This is a genomic window from Mucilaginibacter sp. SMC90, assembly GCF_022811725.1.
GTDB lineage: Bacteria > Bacteroidota > Bacteroidia > Sphingobacteriales > Sphingobacteriaceae > Mucilaginibacter.
In genome coordinates, this window is sequence record NZ_CP094527.1 from 3,644,713 (window position 1) to 3,660,019 (window position 15,307).

The 15,307-nt window shown below is 51.6% G+C and carries 17 protein-coding genes; 8 read left to right on the forward strand and 9 right to left on the reverse strand.

The features are described from left to right. Window positions 1-8: 8 nt before the first annotated feature. Together MTO98_RS15480 and uvrA are read right to left on the reverse strand one after the other, a co-directional pair. A complete protein-coding gene (locus tag MTO98_RS15480; protein ID WP_243487526.1) occupies window positions 9-797 on the reverse strand; it encodes an HAD-IIA family hydrolase in 789 nt (262 codons plus the stop codon). Between the two features lie 29 nt (window positions 798-826). Then, window positions 827-3,337 (reverse strand): excinuclease ABC subunit UvrA, encoded by a 2,511-nt coding sequence (gene uvrA / locus MTO98_RS15485; protein WP_243487527.1) that lies wholly within the window; start codon window positions 3,335-3,337, stop codon window positions 827-829. A gap of 88 nt (window positions 3,338-3,425) precedes the next feature. On the opposite strand from uvrA, the gene MTO98_RS15490 reads away from it, so the two are divergent. After that, entirely contained in the window at window positions 3,426-4,199 is a 774-nt protein-coding gene (locus MTO98_RS15490; RefSeq protein WP_243487528.1) for a DNA-formamidopyrimidine glycosylase family protein, read from the forward strand. Between the two features lie 11 nt (window positions 4,200-4,210). Here MTO98_RS15490 and MTO98_RS15495 read toward each other — a convergent pair whose 3' ends face one another. Beyond that, a complete protein-coding gene (locus tag MTO98_RS15495; RefSeq protein WP_243487529.1) occupies window positions 4,211-5,275 on the reverse strand; it encodes an SDR family oxidoreductase in 1,065 nt (354 codons plus the stop codon). Then, window positions 5,275-5,568 carry a hypothetical protein gene (locus MTO98_RS15500; protein WP_243487530.1) on the reverse strand — a complete coding sequence of 98 codons (294 nt, stop codon included), beginning with the start codon at window positions 5,566-5,568 and terminating at the stop codon, window positions 5,275-5,277. The genes MTO98_RS15495 and MTO98_RS15500 overlap by 1 nt, the downstream gene beginning before the upstream one ends. Before the next feature lie 233 nt (window positions 5,569-5,801). Here MTO98_RS15500 and MTO98_RS15505 point away from each other — a divergent pair, with 233 nt between their 5' ends. The 5 genes from MTO98_RS15505 to xth all read left to right on the forward strand — a co-directional run bounded on the left by MTO98_RS15505 (window position 5,802) and on the right by xth (window position 10,859). Then, window positions 5,802-6,176: a response regulator transcription factor gene (locus MTO98_RS15505; protein ID WP_243487531.1), complete on the forward strand. Its 375-nt coding sequence runs from the start codon at window positions 5,802-5,804 to the stop codon at window positions 6,174-6,176. 128 nt (window positions 6,177-6,304) lie between these two features. Further along, window positions 6,305-7,408, forward strand: a complete 1,104-nt coding sequence (locus tag MTO98_RS15510) for an acetate/propionate family kinase (RefSeq protein ID WP_243487532.1) — start codon at window positions 6,305-6,307, stop codon at window positions 7,406-7,408. Between the two features lie 6 nt (window positions 7,409-7,414). Beyond that, complete coding sequence (locus MTO98_RS15515; RefSeq protein ID WP_243487533.1) at window positions 7,415-9,805, forward strand: phosphoketolase; 2,391 nt, start codon at window positions 7,415-7,417, stop codon at window positions 9,803-9,805. A 15-nt stretch (window positions 9,806-9,820) separates the two neighbouring features. Beyond that, on the forward strand, window positions 9,821-10,066 hold the full coding sequence (locus MTO98_RS15520) for a DUF2630 family protein (protein WP_243487534.1): 246 nt from the start codon (window positions 9,821-9,823) through the stop codon (window positions 10,064-10,066). A gap of 16 nt (window positions 10,067-10,082) precedes the next feature. Further along, the gene (gene xth, locus MTO98_RS15525; RefSeq protein ID WP_243487535.1) at window positions 10,083-10,859 is read left to right on the forward strand and encodes an exodeoxyribonuclease III; all 777 of its coding nucleotides are present in this window, start codon (window positions 10,083-10,085) and stop codon (window positions 10,857-10,859) included. A gap of 57 nt (window positions 10,860-10,916) precedes the next feature. Here the strand turns inward: xth and MTO98_RS15530 are convergent, their stop codons facing one another. From MTO98_RS15530 to MTO98_RS15545, 4 genes are read right to left on the reverse strand one after another with little or no spacing between them, the layout of a single operon-like run. Then, window positions 10,917-11,399, reverse strand: a complete 483-nt coding sequence (locus tag MTO98_RS15530; protein ID WP_243487536.1) for a hypothetical protein — start codon at window positions 11,397-11,399, stop codon at window positions 10,917-10,919. Then, window positions 11,396-12,526: a zinc-dependent alcohol dehydrogenase gene (locus tag MTO98_RS15535; protein WP_243487537.1), complete on the reverse strand. Its 1,131-nt coding sequence runs from the start codon at window positions 12,524-12,526 to the stop codon at window positions 11,396-11,398. Before MTO98_RS15535 ends, MTO98_RS15530 begins: the two co-directional genes overlap by 4 nt. 36 nt (window positions 12,527-12,562) lie before the next feature. Further along, window positions 12,563-12,715, reverse strand: a complete 153-nt coding sequence (locus tag MTO98_RS15540; protein ID WP_243487538.1) for a hypothetical protein — start codon at window positions 12,713-12,715, stop codon at window positions 12,563-12,565. 12 nt (window positions 12,716-12,727) lie between these two features. Continuing rightward, window positions 12,728-13,093 (reverse strand): hypothetical protein, encoded by a 366-nt coding sequence (locus tag MTO98_RS15545; RefSeq protein ID WP_243487539.1) that lies wholly within the window; start codon window positions 13,091-13,093, stop codon window positions 12,728-12,730. A gap of 133 nt (window positions 13,094-13,226) precedes the next feature. Between MTO98_RS15545 and MTO98_RS15550 the strand changes: the two genes are divergently transcribed. Next, window positions 13,227-13,631, forward strand: a complete 405-nt coding sequence (locus MTO98_RS15550; RefSeq protein ID WP_243487540.1) for a hypothetical protein — start codon at window positions 13,227-13,229, stop codon at window positions 13,629-13,631. After that, window positions 13,631-14,794, forward strand: coding sequence for an MFS transporter (locus MTO98_RS15555; protein WP_243487541.1), 1,164 nt, complete (start codon window positions 13,631-13,633; stop codon window positions 14,792-14,794). The genes MTO98_RS15550 and MTO98_RS15555 overlap by 1 nt, the downstream gene beginning before the upstream one ends. 10 nt (window positions 14,795-14,804) lie before the next feature. Here the strand turns inward: MTO98_RS15555 and MTO98_RS15560 are convergent, their stop codons facing one another. After that, entirely contained in the window at window positions 14,805-15,209 is a 405-nt protein-coding gene (locus tag MTO98_RS15560) for a response regulator (protein WP_243487542.1), read from the reverse strand. Window positions 15,210-15,307: the final 98 nt, after the last annotated feature.

The following is a 15,307-nucleotide window of genomic DNA, read 5'->3' on the forward strand; positions in this document are numbered from 1 at the left end:
TGCGATCCTTATGCCCACCACTTTAACGGGAATTCGATCTTGTTCACGGAGCCAACGACGAGGTTGGGCCGGTAGCCATACTTGATCAGTTCTTCCTCGTCCGCAATCCCGGAAAGGACGAGTATCGTTTTGAACCCCATATAGATCCCCCCAATGATATCCGTTTCCATGGTGTCGCCGATAACGGTGACCTGTTCCGGCCGCAGGTCCATATAAGCTGCGGCCGAGCGCATCATCACCGGGCTGGGCTTACCGATCACGAATGGTTCGCGTCCCGTAGCTTCTTCGATCATCGCGGCCGTAGCGGCAATCCCCAGGTTGTTCCAGCCTTCGCGCCGTGGTGAAGGGTCGCGGTTGGTAGCGATGAACCGCGCCCCGGCCAGGATCATATCGACCGCCTGGTGAACCTTATCGAGACTGAATTCCAGGCCCTCACCCAGGACGACCAGGTCCGGTTTTTTGTCGACCATACGGATGCCGGCGTTTTTGATACTCTTCAATAAGCCCCCTTCGCCCAGCACATGGACGCTGCAGTCCGGGTAATGTTCGGTCAGAAAAGTAGCCGTTGCCATGGCGCTGGTATAGAGATGTTTTTCGGTGACCTTTATGCCCAAATTCGCGAGTTTTTCAACGGCATCAGCGCGACTCTTGGAACTATTGTTGGACAAGAAGGTGAATGGTATCTTATCTTTCAGCAGCCGTTTTATAAAAACATCCGCGCCCTTGATGAGTTCTTCACCGGCGTAGATCACGCCATCCATATCGATCATTAAGCCATGCTTTGTTTGAATTCCCATGTTGTTACTACAATGTCAGCCCCGGATTGTTAGTTCAGGTGTTTGGCCAGGTAGGGCGCGGTCCGGCTGGAGCTGTGCCGGGCAATGGCCGGAGGTGTCCCGGAGGCGACGATTATGCCCCCGTCTTCACCCGCGCCCGGCCCGATATCGATCAGCCAGTCGCTGGCTGCGATAACGCTCATATCATGCTCCACTAGGATCACGGTGTTGCCGGCATCTACCAGGCGGTTCAGTTGCAGCATCAGCCGTTCGACATCCGAGGGATGCAGGCCAGTGGTGGGTTCGTCCAGGATATAAAGAGTTTGCCCGTGCTGTGCGCGCTGCAGTTCAGTGGCCAACTTGATGCGCTGCGCCTCGCCGCCGGAAAGTTCGGTCGCCGGCTGACCTAAGCGCAGATAGCCGAGTCCTACTTCGCGGACGACCTCCAGCGCGCGGCTGATGGCAGGTTCTTCATCAAAGAAATTGGCCGCCTCGTCTACGGTCAGTCCTAACACTTCAGCGATATTTTTTTCCTTATAAGCCACGGCCAGGGTTTGGGGATTATAACGGGTACCGCCGCAGGTCGGGCAGGGCGTGTAAACACTGGGCAGAAACAGCAGTTCGACCATCACAAAACCTTCTCCTTCGCAATGCGGGCAGCGGCCTTTGGCCACGTTAAAAGAAAAGCGGCCGGCATCATACTTTTTAGTTTTGGCCATGGGTGTTGCCGCGAAGAGTTTGCGCACATGGTCGAACAGTCCGGTGTAGGTGGCCAAGTTGGAACGCGGTGTGCGGCCGATGGGCTTTTGGTCGACTACGACCAGCCGTTTTAGTTGATCCACACCCGCGGTAATGCGTCCCCCAAGCGTTTGGACTTCGGTTTGTTCGAGCGGGTCCGCATCAGTTTCATCGGTGATATCCACCTGCACGCCTAAATGTTCGGCGACCAGTTCCACCAGCACCTGGCTGACCAGGCTGCTTTTACCGGAACCGGATACGCCGGTCACGCTGGTCAGCACACCAAGGGGAAATTCTGCATTTAACTGGTTGAGGTTATTGCGGGTGACGCCTTCCAGCTTTAACCAGCCTTTGGGTTCCCGTGGATCGTTAGCTGGTTTGGCTGCCTCTCCGTAGATATAATGCCGGGTCAGCGAAGCTTCCACCTTTTTTAAACCTTCGGGCAAACCGCTATACAGGATGTGGCCGCCTTTTTCACCGGCTGCGGGGCCGACATCGACAATCCAGTCGGCATGGCGGATGACATCGATCTCGTGTTCGACGACGAACAGTGAATTGCCGGACGCCTTTAACTTATCCAGCGCCCGGAGCAAAGCCTCCGTATCGGCCGGGTGCAGACCCGCTGAAGGTTCATCCAACACATAAACCACACCGAATAGATTAGAGCGCACTTGGGTGGCCAGTCTTAACCGCTGCAGCTCACCCGGCGATAAGGTCGGCGTGCTACGCTCTATGGTCAGGTAACCCAGACCGAGGTCCAGCATGACCTGCAGCCGCGCCAGGAAATCCTCGGCGATACGTTTGGCGACGATCACTTTTTCCGGATTTTTTGCTTCCAGCTTTTTCAGTGCCGGTGCATCCCCCTTGGCATAGCGCTGGAAGATCGTAGCCAGCTTGTTCAGCGCCAGGCCGGACAGCTCGGCAATATCATAACCGGCAAATTTAATGCTCAGTGATTCCTGCTTCAGCCTTTTGCCCTGGCACAAAGGGCATTCGCTGCTCAGCATGTAATGGCTTACCCTTTTTTTCATCAGCGCGCTTTGCGAATTAGCAAACGTATGGCGAACATAGCGGCGGGCACCGGTAAAGGTGCCCATGTAATCCGGCTGACGCTTGTTTTTGATGAACCGCTGGATTTCTTCATGATTGTACCCTGAATAGACCGGTACGACCGGCTGCTCTTCGGTGAACAGGATCCAGTTGCGGTCTTTATGGGGAATATCCTTCCAGGGAATATCGATGTCGTATCCCAGAGTCGTCAGAATGTCGCGCTGGTTCTGCCCCTGCCAGGCCGAGGGCCAGGCGGCAATAGCCTTTTCCCGGATGGTCAAATTGTCATCCGGCACCATGGTTTGTTCCGTGATCTCATAAACCCTTCCTAGCCCGTGGCACTCCGGACAGGCACCTTCAGGTGTATTGGGTGAAAAGGATTCTGCGTAAATAATTTCCTGACCTGCGGGGTAATCGCCCGCGCGGGAGTATAACATGCGGAGCAGGTTCGATAAGGTGGTGACACTACCGACCGAGGAACGGGTGCTGGCCGAACCGCGCTGCTGCTGCAAAGCCACGGCAGGCGGCAATCCCTCAATCTCATCCACTTCGGGGATAGCCATCTGGTTGAACAGGCGGCGGGCATAGGGAGACACTGATTCGAGGTAGCGGCGCTGCGCTTCGGCGTATAAGGTGCCGAATGCCAGGGAGGATTTGCCCGAGCCGGAGATACCGGTAAACACGACGAGCGCATCCCGCGGAATTTCCAGGCTGACGTTTTTGAGGTTATGTTCCCGAGCACCTTTAACTTTTACAAACCCTTTAAATTCCATGCCTTTGCTAACAGGTGCCCGGCGCCATTGTTTTTATGTTTTCCGGCAACAGTTTAGCTGCTTAGCTGTTGACCTTAAAAAGACCATCATGGCTGAACTACCCGACCTGACCGTATTCGCGCAGATCCTGACCAGGAGATTTAAAGGTAAAGTGCTGGCACATGTAGAGTTGACCGTGGCTAAAAAACTCAATGTTACCGTAGCGGAACTTAAGTCAGCGCTGGAAGGTCGCGAGCTTTCCGGTGTTTCCCGTGAGGGCAAGACCCTGCAGTTTCATTTTTCGGGCGGCCAGGTCTTAGGTCTGCACCTGATGCTCCGGGGCGAAGTGATCAGTTTGGACAGTGACGAAGTACCTCGCTTTCAGATCATGGCCTTTCATTTCAAGGGTGGCGGAGGCTTTGCGGTCGTTGACCTGCAAAAAGCAGCCACACCGACTTTGCAGCCCAAACCGGCGGAAACACCGGATGCCCTGCAATTGGAAAAGGACACTTTTATCAATTTATTAGCAAAAAAACGCTCGGTCATTAAAACCCTGCTGATGGACCCAAAAGTGATGCGCGGGATCGGCAATTCTTATGCCGACGAAATTCTTTACCATGCGCATATTTCGCCGTTTAGTATTGCCAATGCCATTCCGGACAAAGCCGCGCTCCGGCTTTTTAAAAGTATCCGGGTGGTATTAGAAAAGGCGATTGCGGATATTGCTGAAGCGAATGGTGATGAACTTACCGGCGAACTGCACGATTTTATGGCTATCCATAACCCGGCGATAAAAAAGACGGCGAGGGGAGAAGAGATTTTAAAAGATAAGATCGGCGGACGGACGACTTACTATACCAAGGTGCAGGAACTATTTGTCTGAAGCGCTAAGCTTTACGGAATAAGCCTTGCTTCCTTTAATTGTGCAAACAAGTCATAAAAGCTATCTTCTGTATCCTGATAAACGGTAAAGCCGAATTTGCGGCTTTTGGACATATCGGTCATCACTTCTATGGGCCTGCCGAGATCCAGGTCGGTATGCCACGGACTGGCGAGGCGGCTAAGTTCGGCTTCTTCCAAATTATACTTTTGCGCGATATTTTTCCAGATGTCGCTATCGTTCGCCATGGTTTGCTCTAAGGGATGAATGGTGCCGTCAAAACCTTGCGGTTCAATCGCAAAATACCGCGCCAACCGGTTCCATAAGCGGCTCCAGCGGAAGACATCGCCATTGACGATATTGAACGCTTGGTTACTGGCGGCATCGTTAGTCGATGCCCACATGAGTTGCGCGGCCAGTATCCTTGCGTCGGTCACATCGGATAAGCCGTTCCATTGGGCGGCAGAACCGGGAAAGATAAAAGGGCGGCCGGTTTCTTTGCAAATTGTTGCATAGACCGCCAGGGTTGTGCCGAGGTTCATCGCGTTACCCACGGCCTGGCCGATGACGGTATGCGGGCGGTGGATGCTCCAGCTAAAGCCGTCGCGTTCGGCGGCTGCATAGACCTCGTCCTCCTGGGCATAATAAAAATTCTCGATGGTCAGTCGCGGATGTTCTTCCCGCAGTGGGGTTTCCGGTAGAAAGCCTTCTTGTGCGTAAGCCTCGAACGGGCCTAAATAATGTTTCAGGCCGGTAACCAGCGCGACGTGCTGAACCGATCTTTTTGGAGAAAGCGCGTTGAGCAGATTGCGGATCATCAGGCTGTTCACCCGAATGTTCTCCGCCTCCGTATCATTTCGCATCCAGGTGGTGATGTAGACATGTGTCGGCGAAACAGCGGCTAAGGCCGACTGCAAGCTTGCTATATTTAAGAGGTCTGCCGCGACCGGGTTTAAACCCTCGATCGGTGCCGGATTCCGGGCCAGGCCGTAGGTTTCCCAGCCTTGTGCGATGAGTTGTTTGGCGAGGTTGCTACCGGCAATGCCGCTGGCACCGACGACTAAAGCGATATTGCCCATTACCCAGCCTGTTGCGCCAAAAAACTGATCAGGTTCTCTTCCAATAATTCCGTATTATAGTCGGACTCCGTTGCCAATACATTAACCGTCAGTTCTACATCGGTCACGGTAATATTCAGCGCCGGTCCTTCGATCACTTCGGGAAAAGACACGTTGATCTCATCGAATACATGCGCGTATTCGATAGCAAGGTTGGAACCCAGTTTATCATTAATATAGTCCGCGAAACCTGTTTTTAATACGTCAAACAGCTTTTCTGCGCTGAGTGGCTGCACATTTTTGATTGTTGCCATAGCCTATACAAGCGTTGGCAGTTAATTAAGTTTCATATACGGCCAAGTATATTTCATATAACGACTACTTATGAAAACAAAGTGTAGCCTGTGGCTTAATAACAACTGAGCGCTTTCTGGCACCAAAGCTCATTAAATTTCTATCGTTGTGCAGTGCAGCCTGTTAAGGATTAAAAGGCTTGGCCGGCCGATCACGGGCGGTTTATTGCAGTAGTGCTTACCCATACCCGATTATGCCCAAAAAATTATTGATCATTGAAGATGATCTGGATATTCAAGCGGTTCTTTACTACATTTTTGTGGAAGAAGGCTACGAGGTCGAACTTTCAGAGAACGGTGATGCCGCGGGGGATATGGCCGAGCCTTTCCCGGACCTGATCTTAATGGATGTCCAGCTTAAAGGCGCGTTAAAGAACGGGGATGCGGTCTGTCTGCTCTTGAAATCGGTTGCCGCTACCCATGACCTGCCGGTTATCCTTTTGTCGGCCGAATGCGACCTGAACCTCATCTGTAAGGCTTGTGGTGCGGACGGTTTTTTGTGCAAGCCTTTTGATGTGGCCAGACTGACCGGCTTGGTAGCTGAGCTGATCGGAAAGGCTGCCGCCTAAGTATAGTTCGTCTTTGCTCAAACATAAAACGGTTTGAGTGCTTGTTCAATTACATACTACACTACCTTTTCCCCGCTAACCGGTCCGGGGATTGGATCACCACCCCACCAGCCCGTAAAAAACTGATCATGCGGGACACTCAAAATTTTGTTTTAGCCATCAATGCCGGTTCGTCCAGCGTGAAGTTCGCGCTTTATCAGTTGGGAGCCGAAGAAACTTTGCTCTTTTCCGGGAACACGGCCGATCTGCCGGCAGACCAGGATCTGATAGACTGGTTGCGGCAGCAGCCCGGTATCGGTCAGCTTTCCGCCATCGCGCACCGGGTTGTCCATGGCATGGCACATACGCAGCCAGAAATGATCACACCGGCACTCATTGCGGAACTCAAAACCTATGTCAGTTATGATCCGGAACATATGCCCGCTGAAATTAAACTGATCGAAGAATTTGTTGCCGCATTTCACGAAGTTAAACAAATGGCCTGCTTTGATACGATGTTTCATCAGACGATGCCGGCGGTGGCTACAACCATTGCTATCCCCGACAAATATCGCCAGCTGGGCTTACGCAGGTACGGGTTCCATGGTCTTTCTTATCAATACTTGTGCGAATATCTGGAACAGGTCAGTACAGCTATCCCACATGAAAATGTGGTAATAGCTCACCTGGGCAGCGGCGCCAGTGTGGCAGCCATCCAAAACGGGAAGAGCATAGATACCAGCATGGGTTTTACACCGGGTGCGGGATTGGTCATGAGTACGCGCTGCGGTGATATGGACCCCGGCGTAGCCGCCTACCTCTTCCGGCAAGTCAAATCAGATAGTGAACAATTCAACCACCTGGTCAACCATGAATCTGGCCTGCTGTCGGTTTCAGGAACCAGTCCGGATATCAAAGAGCTGCTAAAGATCCGGGAGCAGGATGACCGGGCCGCTGATGCGATCAACTTGTTTTGTTACCAAGTCAGCAAATATATCGGGGCTTATGCCGCAGCAATTGGCGGCATCGACACGCTTGTCTTTTCCGGCGGCATCGGCGAACACCTACCGGAAGTCCGCGGCCAGATCTGCCGCAAGCTGGGCTTCCTGGGCATCGAACTGGATAGCCGCCAGAATTTAATTAACGCCGAAGTTATTTCAACCGGCAAGACCCGAGTCTATGTGATACCCACCAACGAAGCCTTAATGATGGCCCGCTTAATTATGCGGGTTATACCAAACGATAATAAATAAAAAGATATGGAAACTGTATTGATTAACCCTGAACAGGATACCCTAACGGATGAGCTTTTGCAAAAAATAGATGCTTACTGGCGCGCGGCTAACTACCTGTCGGTCGGGCAGCTCTACCTGCGGCATAATCCTTTGCTCAAAAAACCGCTGCTGCTGGAGCATGTCAAAGCCATGCTGCTGGGCCACTGGGGAACGACGCCCGGACAGAACTTTATTTATACCCACCTGAACCGGGTAATCAAGCGCTTTGACCTGGAAATTATTTACATCTCCGGGCCTGGCCATGGCGGGCCGGCGGTAGTAGCCTCCACTTACCTGGAAGGAACCTACAGTGAAGTTTACCCGGATATTTCGCAGGATGAGGAAGGCTTGCAGAAATTGTTTACGCAGTTTTCTTATCCAGGCGGGATCTCCAGCCATGCTTCGCCCCAGACACCCGGTTCTATCCATGAAGGCGGGGAACTGGGGTATTCATTAAGCCACGCTTTTGGGGCAGTGCTGGATAACCCCGAACTGATCGCGGCCTGCGTGGTGGGTGACGGCGAGGCCGAGACGGGCCCGCTGGCTACGGCTTGGCATTCCAATAAATTCCTGAACCCGTTAACTGATGGTGTGGTGCTGCCTATTCTGCATTTGAATGGCTATAAGATCTCTAATCCTACGGTTCTGGCGCGGATCACTCATGAAGAACTGGAACAGTTATTTATGGGATATGGCTGGACACCTTATTTCGTGGAAGGCGACGACCCAATGCTGATGCATGAAGCCATGGCGAATACCTTAGAAAAGGTTATCACCCAGATCCACCAGATCAAATGCGATGCGAAAGCGAACGGCCTGACCGAAAGAGCGCGCTGGCCGATGATCGTGCTGCGCTCGCCAAAAGGCTGGACCGGGCCAAAAGAAGTAGACGGGTTTAAAATAGAGGGTAACTTCCGCGCGCACCAGATCCCGCTGGCGGTTTCCGCATCGGCACCGCCTGAACATTTGCAAATGCTGGAAGATTGGATGAAAAGTTACCGGCCGGAAGAACTTTTTAATGCAGCGGGTACCTTAAATGCGGATCTGCAGGAATTGGCACCACAAGGTTCGAGGCGCATGGGCGCCAATCCTCATGCGAATGGCGGGCAGCTCTTAAAACAATTGCATTTGCCGGATTTCCGGGAATATGCTACTGAAGTAGGTTCGCCGGGCTGCGCCGGTGAAGGCGATACATATGTTTCCAGCCGTTTTCTGCGGGACATTATTAAAGCCAATGGCCAGGAACGGAACTTCCGCATTTTCGGGCCGGATGAAACGGTTTCCAATAGGTTCGATGTGATCTTTGAAGCGACGAACCGCCAATGGGAAGGACCGGTCCTGAATACAGACGAGTTCCAGGCTACCGATGGCCGGGTGATGGAAATGCTGAGCGAACACCAGTGCGAGGGTTGGCTGGAGGGCTACCTGCTTACCGGCAGGCACGGCTTATTCAATTGCTATGAAGCCTTTATCCATATCGTCGATTCCATGTTTAACCAGCACGCCAAATGGTTAAAAGCCAGTTCGGAATTGCCTTGGAGACGAAATATCGCCTCATTAAATATCCTGCTGACCTCTACCGTTTGGCGGCAGGACCATAACGGTTTTACGCACCAGGACCCAGGCTTTATCGATCATGTGGTGAATAAGAAAGCAACCATCGTGCGGGTCTATTTACCGCCGGATGCCAACTGTTTGTTATCGGTAATGGACCATTGCCTGCGCAGTGTGCAATACGTGAATGTGATCGTCGCAGGTAAACATCCCGCACCGCAATGGCTTACAATGGAGCAGGCTATCGATCATTGTACCCGAGGTATCGGCATCTGGAATTTCGCCAGCAATGATCAGGAAGCGGAGCCCGATGTAGTGATGGCCTGCAGCGGCGATGTTCCGACATTGGAAACATTAGCAGCTGTATCTATTATTCGGGAACATTTGCCCGAAATTAATATCAGGGTCATCAACGTGGTTGACCTATTCAAACTACAAAAAAGCAGCGAACACAGTCATGGCCTGGCTGATAGCGCCTATAACGAATTGTTCACGATGGACAAGCCGGTGATTTTTGCGTTTCACGGTTATCCCTGGTTAGTGCACCGTTTGACCTATAACCGGGCGAATAATGCTTACATGCACGTCAGGGGTTACAAAGAGGAAGGTACGATCACCACTTCATTTGATATGACCGTACTCAACGAGATGGATCGTTTCCACTTGGCTATGGATGTCATCGACCGCTTGCCCCAAACAGGCAGCAAGGGCGTTCACCTGAAGCAACAATTGCTGGACAAGCTGATCGAGCATAAACATTATATCGGCGCGAACGGAAAAGATATGCCGGAGATACTGGACTGGCAATGGAAAAATGACTAATTAAAATATACGATCATGGAAGAAAACACCAAAGACCAGTCTGTACTGGACCACATTAAACAGCTGACCGAGAAGGAGGAAGACCTGTATGGCAACCCGGACCTGAGTGAGGACGATATCAAAGAACTACATTCGGTGCAGTCCAAACTTGACCAGTATTGGGACCTGCTGCGCCAACGCCGGGCATTCCGGGATGCGGGGGATGATCCAAACCGGGCGAAAATGCGTTCGAGCGAAACCATCGAAAACTACAAAGAATAAGAAGTGTTATCATAGGGTGAAGATCGCAACCTATAATATTAATGGCATCAATGGCCGTATTGAAAACCTGCTGCGCTGGCTGGCGGAGGCCAGGCCGGACGTGGTGTGTTTGCAGGAGCTGAAGTGCGAGGATCACAAGTTTCCTGAACGGGCTTTGCTGGATGCGGGTTATCATGCGATCTGGCAGGGTCAGAAAAGCTGGAACGGGGTGGCGATCCTTTCCCGATACGGAGAAATTCAGGAAACCCGTCGCGGTTTGGAGGGCGAGGATGAAGATCTGCACAGCCGGTATATCGAAGCGTTTATCAATGGCGTCGTGATCGGTTGTTTGTATTTGCCGAATGGTAATCCTTTTCCAGGGCCAAAATTTGATTATAAGCTGCGGTGGATCAAAAGGTTGCAGGGGCATGCCGATAAATTATTGGGCTTTGGTTTACCGGTCGCGCTGATCGGTGACTATAATATCATGCCTACGGAAGTGGATACGTATAAACCAGAAAAGTACGTCGAAAATGCTTTGTTCAGACCGGAGGCGCGCATGCTGTGGCTGGCGTTGATCAAGTCGGGCTGGACAGACGCGATCCGTAAGTTATATCCTGATAAACGTTTTTATACTTTTTGGGATTATTTGCGGAATGCTTATGGCCGGGATGCGGGTCTGCGGTTAGATCATTTTCTGCTGAATGATGTTTTGCTTAGCCGGCTATCATCGGCTGCCGTCGATAAGCATGTTCGCGGCTGGGATCATTCCAGCGACCATGCGCCGGTGTGGATCGAACTGGAAGCGTTGTAAAAAAGGCCGCCCATTTTACCGGGACGGCCCTACCTCTACACTATTCAACCTTTTTCTTTATTTCTTTTTGCGTATCCAGGCAACTAATACGACGCCGATGACCGCTGCTGTAGCTGCCTTTTTAAGGAGGCCGGTGCGGTTGTATTTCCATTCCATGGCCAGGCCGCGTTCTTTGATGAAGTTGGGTAAATGGCCGGTGCCGATGTCTGCTATAAGACCTTCGAATACGTTGACCCGGTCAGCCAGGATCAGGGGTATCCAATGCCGGTAACGGTCCTCGCTGTGCTGGAAAGCATAGCGGCGGATCATGCCGCTCAAGCCCGAGGGCGGTACAGCAGTACCGAAAACACGGGTCATCGCCGGCCGTTCATTGGACATCAGGATCTCCACGTCCTGTGGCTGATGTTCGGCGCGTTCGTAATTGATCCGACTATGATCATCCCCGGTATAATTTTTCATCGGGTAGGTCGGTTCGTTTTCCGGGTCGGCATCCATGCCCCAGCCGGGTATATTTTTATAGTCTTCGTTTTGCGTTATCATGGGATCAATACGGTTTTGATACAGTTATCCAGTTTGGATGAGAACAGGCGGTAAGCGTCTGCGACTTCGGCTAAGGGAACACGGTGGGTAATTAACTCTTTAGGGCTTAACCTGCCCGACAGCACATGGTCGATCAGTTTGGGCAGGAGGCGTTTAACCGAAGCCTGGTTGGCGCGGATGGTGATGCCTTTGTTGACAATATTTCCAATGGGCGCAAGATTGAACGGGGGGCCGTAAACACCAACCACCGAGACAATACCGCCTTTCTTTACGGAATTAATGGCCCATTGAAAAGCGGTGGCTGCACCGGCCTGCATTAAAGTAACGCGGCCGCTGAAGGTTTGCAAAGTATTGCCTTCGGCTTCACAACCCACGCAGTCAATGCAAACGTCCGCTCCATACCAGTCGGTAAGTTTTTTCAGGAAAACGACCGGGTCAGCCATCTCTTTAAAATTATAAGCTTCGCATTTGGCGTAATTCCGGGCGAATTCTAATCGGTAATCGATATGGTCGATGATGATGACGCGTGCCGGCCCGAAGAACCAGGCGCAACGCGCAGCCATGATACCGATCGGACCTGCGCCAAAAACAACGACCGTATCGCCCTCTTTAATACCCCCCATCTCTGCGGCCTGATAACCGGTGGGTACCACGTCAGTTAAGAGCACGGCATCGTCCGGGTCCATCTCAGCCGGAATGACCGTAGGGCCCACATCGGCATAGGGTACGCGCACATATTCGGCCTGGCCGCCATCATAGCCGCCGGCCGTATGCGAGTAACCAAAAATGCCGCCGACGGCCGTGGCCATCGGGTTGGATTCATGGCAGTTCCCGAAAAGTCCCTGCTTGCAAAAATTACATTTGCCACAGGCGACATTAAAAGGCACCAAAACCTGGTCGCCGACCTTCAGTTTTTGCACCAGCGGGCCTACTTCTTCGACAATGCCAGTAAATTCATGGCCGAAAGTGGAGCCGACACGCGTGTCGGGCACCATGCCATGGTATAAATGCAGGTCCGAGCCGCAAATGCAGCTGCGGGTCACGCGAATGATGGCATCTTCGGGATGCAGGATCTCCGGCATGGGTTTATCCACGGTCCGGATGCGGTAAGGACCGCGGTAGTTCATTGCTAACATATTTTATTTTTAGGACTAGTTTTATCATTAACCCGCACTGCTGTCATCAGCAATGTCATCGGACGGGTACTTTTTGGTTTCGCCATTATCAAGTTTAACTTCGACCTGGTCGCCGGTCGCTTCCAGTACTTCTCCCTTTCCCTCGGGTGTAGTTACGCGTTGTCCTTTTAAATGGCTCATGATCTTAAATTTTTAGTGTCGTTTGGCGGCGATGAGTGAAAGGCTGCCGACGATAAGGCCCGTGAGGCCCATGGCCAAAAAAGTAAGCATCGCCGGTTTGTCTTTTTTGATGGCGGGCACCTGGCTGACGGCCAAGGCTAATACCCCCGATGCCAGGTCGAGCGACGCATGGATACGATAAGGTATCAGTTTCCAGATGCCCCATTCCGCTTTTGTACACAGACTGTAGCTTAAGGCAGATAAAGCAAAGCCCTGGCAGAGGTACGCGGCAGGCTTGTTATAGCGGAATCCCGCTAATACGGGTGCGGCCAGTACCAAGGGTACATAGCTATAGTCGGCATAGACGTGTTGTTTTTGGGGTATCCCTTTGAAATGCATGATGGCCTTTCGGTCAAGGTTGCAATTACGGTGCCCCGTATCTTGAATTAAATAAATTAAATATAAATTAATTTAAAACAAAATATAAACCGGGATAAGCCTCACATTATGGACTTGGCTTTGTTCCTAAATCATGGAACAAAGAAGTAAATGGAAAAAGATCGTTCTGATCGCCGGCTTGGTGGTCATCGCTATATTGGCCGGTATATTTTATTACCGGTATGAATTCGTATTTGGTGACGGCACGAAAGCCGGTACGGTGAATTATTTTGTCCATAAGGGCTATATGTTCAAAACCTACGAAGGGCGGCTCATCCAGAGCGGTATCCGCACGCCGGTGCAGGGCAGCATCCAATCGAATGAATTTATGTTTTCGGTAATCGATGCGCATGTGGCGGATATCCTAAATAAAAATGCGGGTGCTTACCTGGAACTGCATTACAAAGAATACCTGCACACGCTGCCCTGGCGCGGCGTGAGTGTGTTCGTCGTTGACAGCGTGATGGCGATCAAGCCGGTTAGTCCAACGCAGCCCTAATGAAAGTCAATAAAGTATTATGGGTACTGCTTTTTATCGCGGTCATCAATTCCATGGGCTTCGGTATCATCATTCCGCTGATCCTTTCTTATGGCAAGAAGTTCGGAGTCAATAAGGAAACGATAGGCCTGCTGACGGCCTCTTTTTCCATCGCCCAGTTTTTCGCTACCCCGGTGCTGGGTTCCTGGTCGGACCGGATCGGCCGGAAGTGGATATTGGCGTTCAGCCTGCTGGGCAGCTGCCTTTCCTTCATTTTATTCGGGCTGGCTAACAGTCTCCTGCTTTTATTCGCCGCGCGTATCCTGGATGGGATCACGGGTGGCAATATCTCCGTGGCGCAGGCCATGGTGTCGGATATGTCATCGGCTAAAGACCGCGCCAGGAATTTCGGTTTATTGGGTTCGGCCTTCGGGTTTGGCTACGTGATCGGCCCGGCCATCGGCGGATTGCTTAGCAAAATGGGCGACCGGGTGCCTTTCTTTTTTGCAGCCGCAATGGCTTTGGTGGGCATGGTGCTAGCCCTGGTCTTTTTAAAGGAAACCAGTTCGGACAAAACCCGAAAGGAGAATCAGCAAAATAAACTGTTTGATTTCGGCGCGTTGATCAGTGTATTGAACAAACCGGCGATCGGCGCCTCTGTATTTATGGGCTTCCTGCTAACTACCGCGCAATTTGCCATGCTGATCGGCTTTCAGACCGTTTGCGCAGAACAATTAAAACTATCACCTGTACAAACAGGTTTGTTTTATGCGGGGTTCGGCGTTAGTGGGATATTGATGCAACTATTGGTTCCCTGGATCAGAAAACTGGTGCCGGCCAAGGCCTGGGTATTATTGGTCAGCACATTGATTTGTGCGGCGGCGATGGTTTGGTGCGGACTGGTGTCCGGCCTTTTTGGCTTCGCGCTGGGCATTGGTATTTATGGCTTATTCAACGGGCTGCGAAACCCCATGTTAAATGCGGTGATCGCCGACCGGATGGATGAAAAGGAGCGCGGGCAGATCATGGGTATCAATCAATCTTACGCGGCTATCGGGCAAACCATAGGCCCTTTGCTGGCCAGTGCGGCCGCATTGCTGGCTTTACCGTTTATCTTTTTTGTCGCCGCGGCGCTCATTATTTGGGCGCTATATTATGGCTGGCGGTTAAAGGCAAGTACATAGGAAGCTCGGGCTAAGCCGATGCGGATTTTTTGACCACATCGGTGATCACTTCTTTAGCGATTTGCTTGGGAATATATTTCCGCAAGGTCAGGTACAGGTGTTCGAGGTCAAAGGGCTTGGAAATATAATCATCGAAGCCATGAACGCTGTATTCGTCATTGATGTTGTGGTTACAGCTCATGGCGATCACCGGCAGGTGCGGGTATTTGGCTTTGATGGTTTCCAAAATCTCCAGGCAGATCTTGCCGTCCAGGCGGAAGTCCAGCATGACCACGTGCGGCCGGTGATCTTCGATCAGCGCAATAAAATCTGCTGTACTATCCATTAACGCATAAACCTGGTAGCCTTCTGCTTCCAGCGCGTACTTTAAAATTTCTAAAATATCCTGGTCGGTTTCCTGTAGAATTATTTCCATCTCTTTTTTGTCAAGCCAAAAAAAGAAAGAAACTGTGCTAAGAGCTGGGTGCTGTCTTTGGATTGGTAAAGGTACGCAATTTATGCCGTATTGCGGTC

Bases quoted from the DNA above. Each gene is read 5' to 3' on its own strand.
- MTO98_RS15480 (WP_243487526.1), bottom strand. From the start codon at position 797: ATGGGAATTCAAACAAAGCATGGCTTAATGATCGATATGGATGGCGTG.
- uvrA (WP_243487527.1), bottom strand. From the start codon at position 3,337: ATGGAATTTAAAGGGTTTGTAAAAGTTAAAGGTGCTCGGGAACATAAC.
- MTO98_RS15490 (WP_243487528.1), top strand. From the start codon at position 3,426: ATGGCTGAACTACCCGACCTGACCGTATTCGCGCAGATCCTGACCAGG.
- MTO98_RS15495 (WP_243487529.1), bottom strand. From the start codon at position 5,275: ATGGGCAATATCGCTTTAGTCGTCGGTGCCAGCGGCATTGCCGGTAGC.
- MTO98_RS15500 (WP_243487530.1), bottom strand. From the start codon at position 5,568: ATGGCAACAATCAAAAATGTGCAGCCACTCAGCGCAGAAAAGCTGTTT.
- MTO98_RS15505 (WP_243487531.1), top strand. From the start codon at position 5,802: ATGCCCAAAAAATTATTGATCATTGAAGATGATCTGGATATTCAAGCG.
- MTO98_RS15510 (WP_243487532.1), top strand. From the start codon at position 6,305: ATGCGGGACACTCAAAATTTTGTTTTAGCCATCAATGCCGGTTCGTCC.
- MTO98_RS15515 (WP_243487533.1), top strand. From the start codon at position 7,415: ATGGAAACTGTATTGATTAACCCTGAACAGGATACCCTAACGGATGAG.
- MTO98_RS15520 (WP_243487534.1), top strand. From the start codon at position 9,821: ATGGAAGAAAACACCAAAGACCAGTCTGTACTGGACCACATTAAACAG.
- MTO98_RS15530 (WP_243487536.1), bottom strand. From the start codon at position 11,399: ATGATAACGCAAAACGAAGACTATAAAAATATACCCGGCTGGGGCATG.
- MTO98_RS15535 (WP_243487537.1), bottom strand. From the start codon at position 12,526: ATGAACTACCGCGGTCCTTACCGCATCCGGACCGTGGATAAACCCATG.
- MTO98_RS15540 (WP_243487538.1), bottom strand. From the start codon at position 12,715: ATGAGCCATTTAAAAGGACAACGCGTAACTACACCCGAGGGAAAGGGA.
- MTO98_RS15545 (WP_243487539.1), bottom strand. From the start codon at position 13,093: ATGCATTTCAAAGGGATACCCCAAAAACAACACGTCTATGCCGACTAT.
- MTO98_RS15550 (WP_243487540.1), top strand. From the start codon at position 13,227: ATGGAACAAAGAAGTAAATGGAAAAAGATCGTTCTGATCGCCGGCTTG.
- MTO98_RS15555 (WP_243487541.1), top strand. From the start codon at position 13,631: ATGAAAGTCAATAAAGTATTATGGGTACTGCTTTTTATCGCGGTCATC.
- MTO98_RS15560 (WP_243487542.1), bottom strand. From the start codon at position 15,209: ATGGAAATAATTCTACAGGAAACCGACCAGGATATTTTAGAAATTTTA.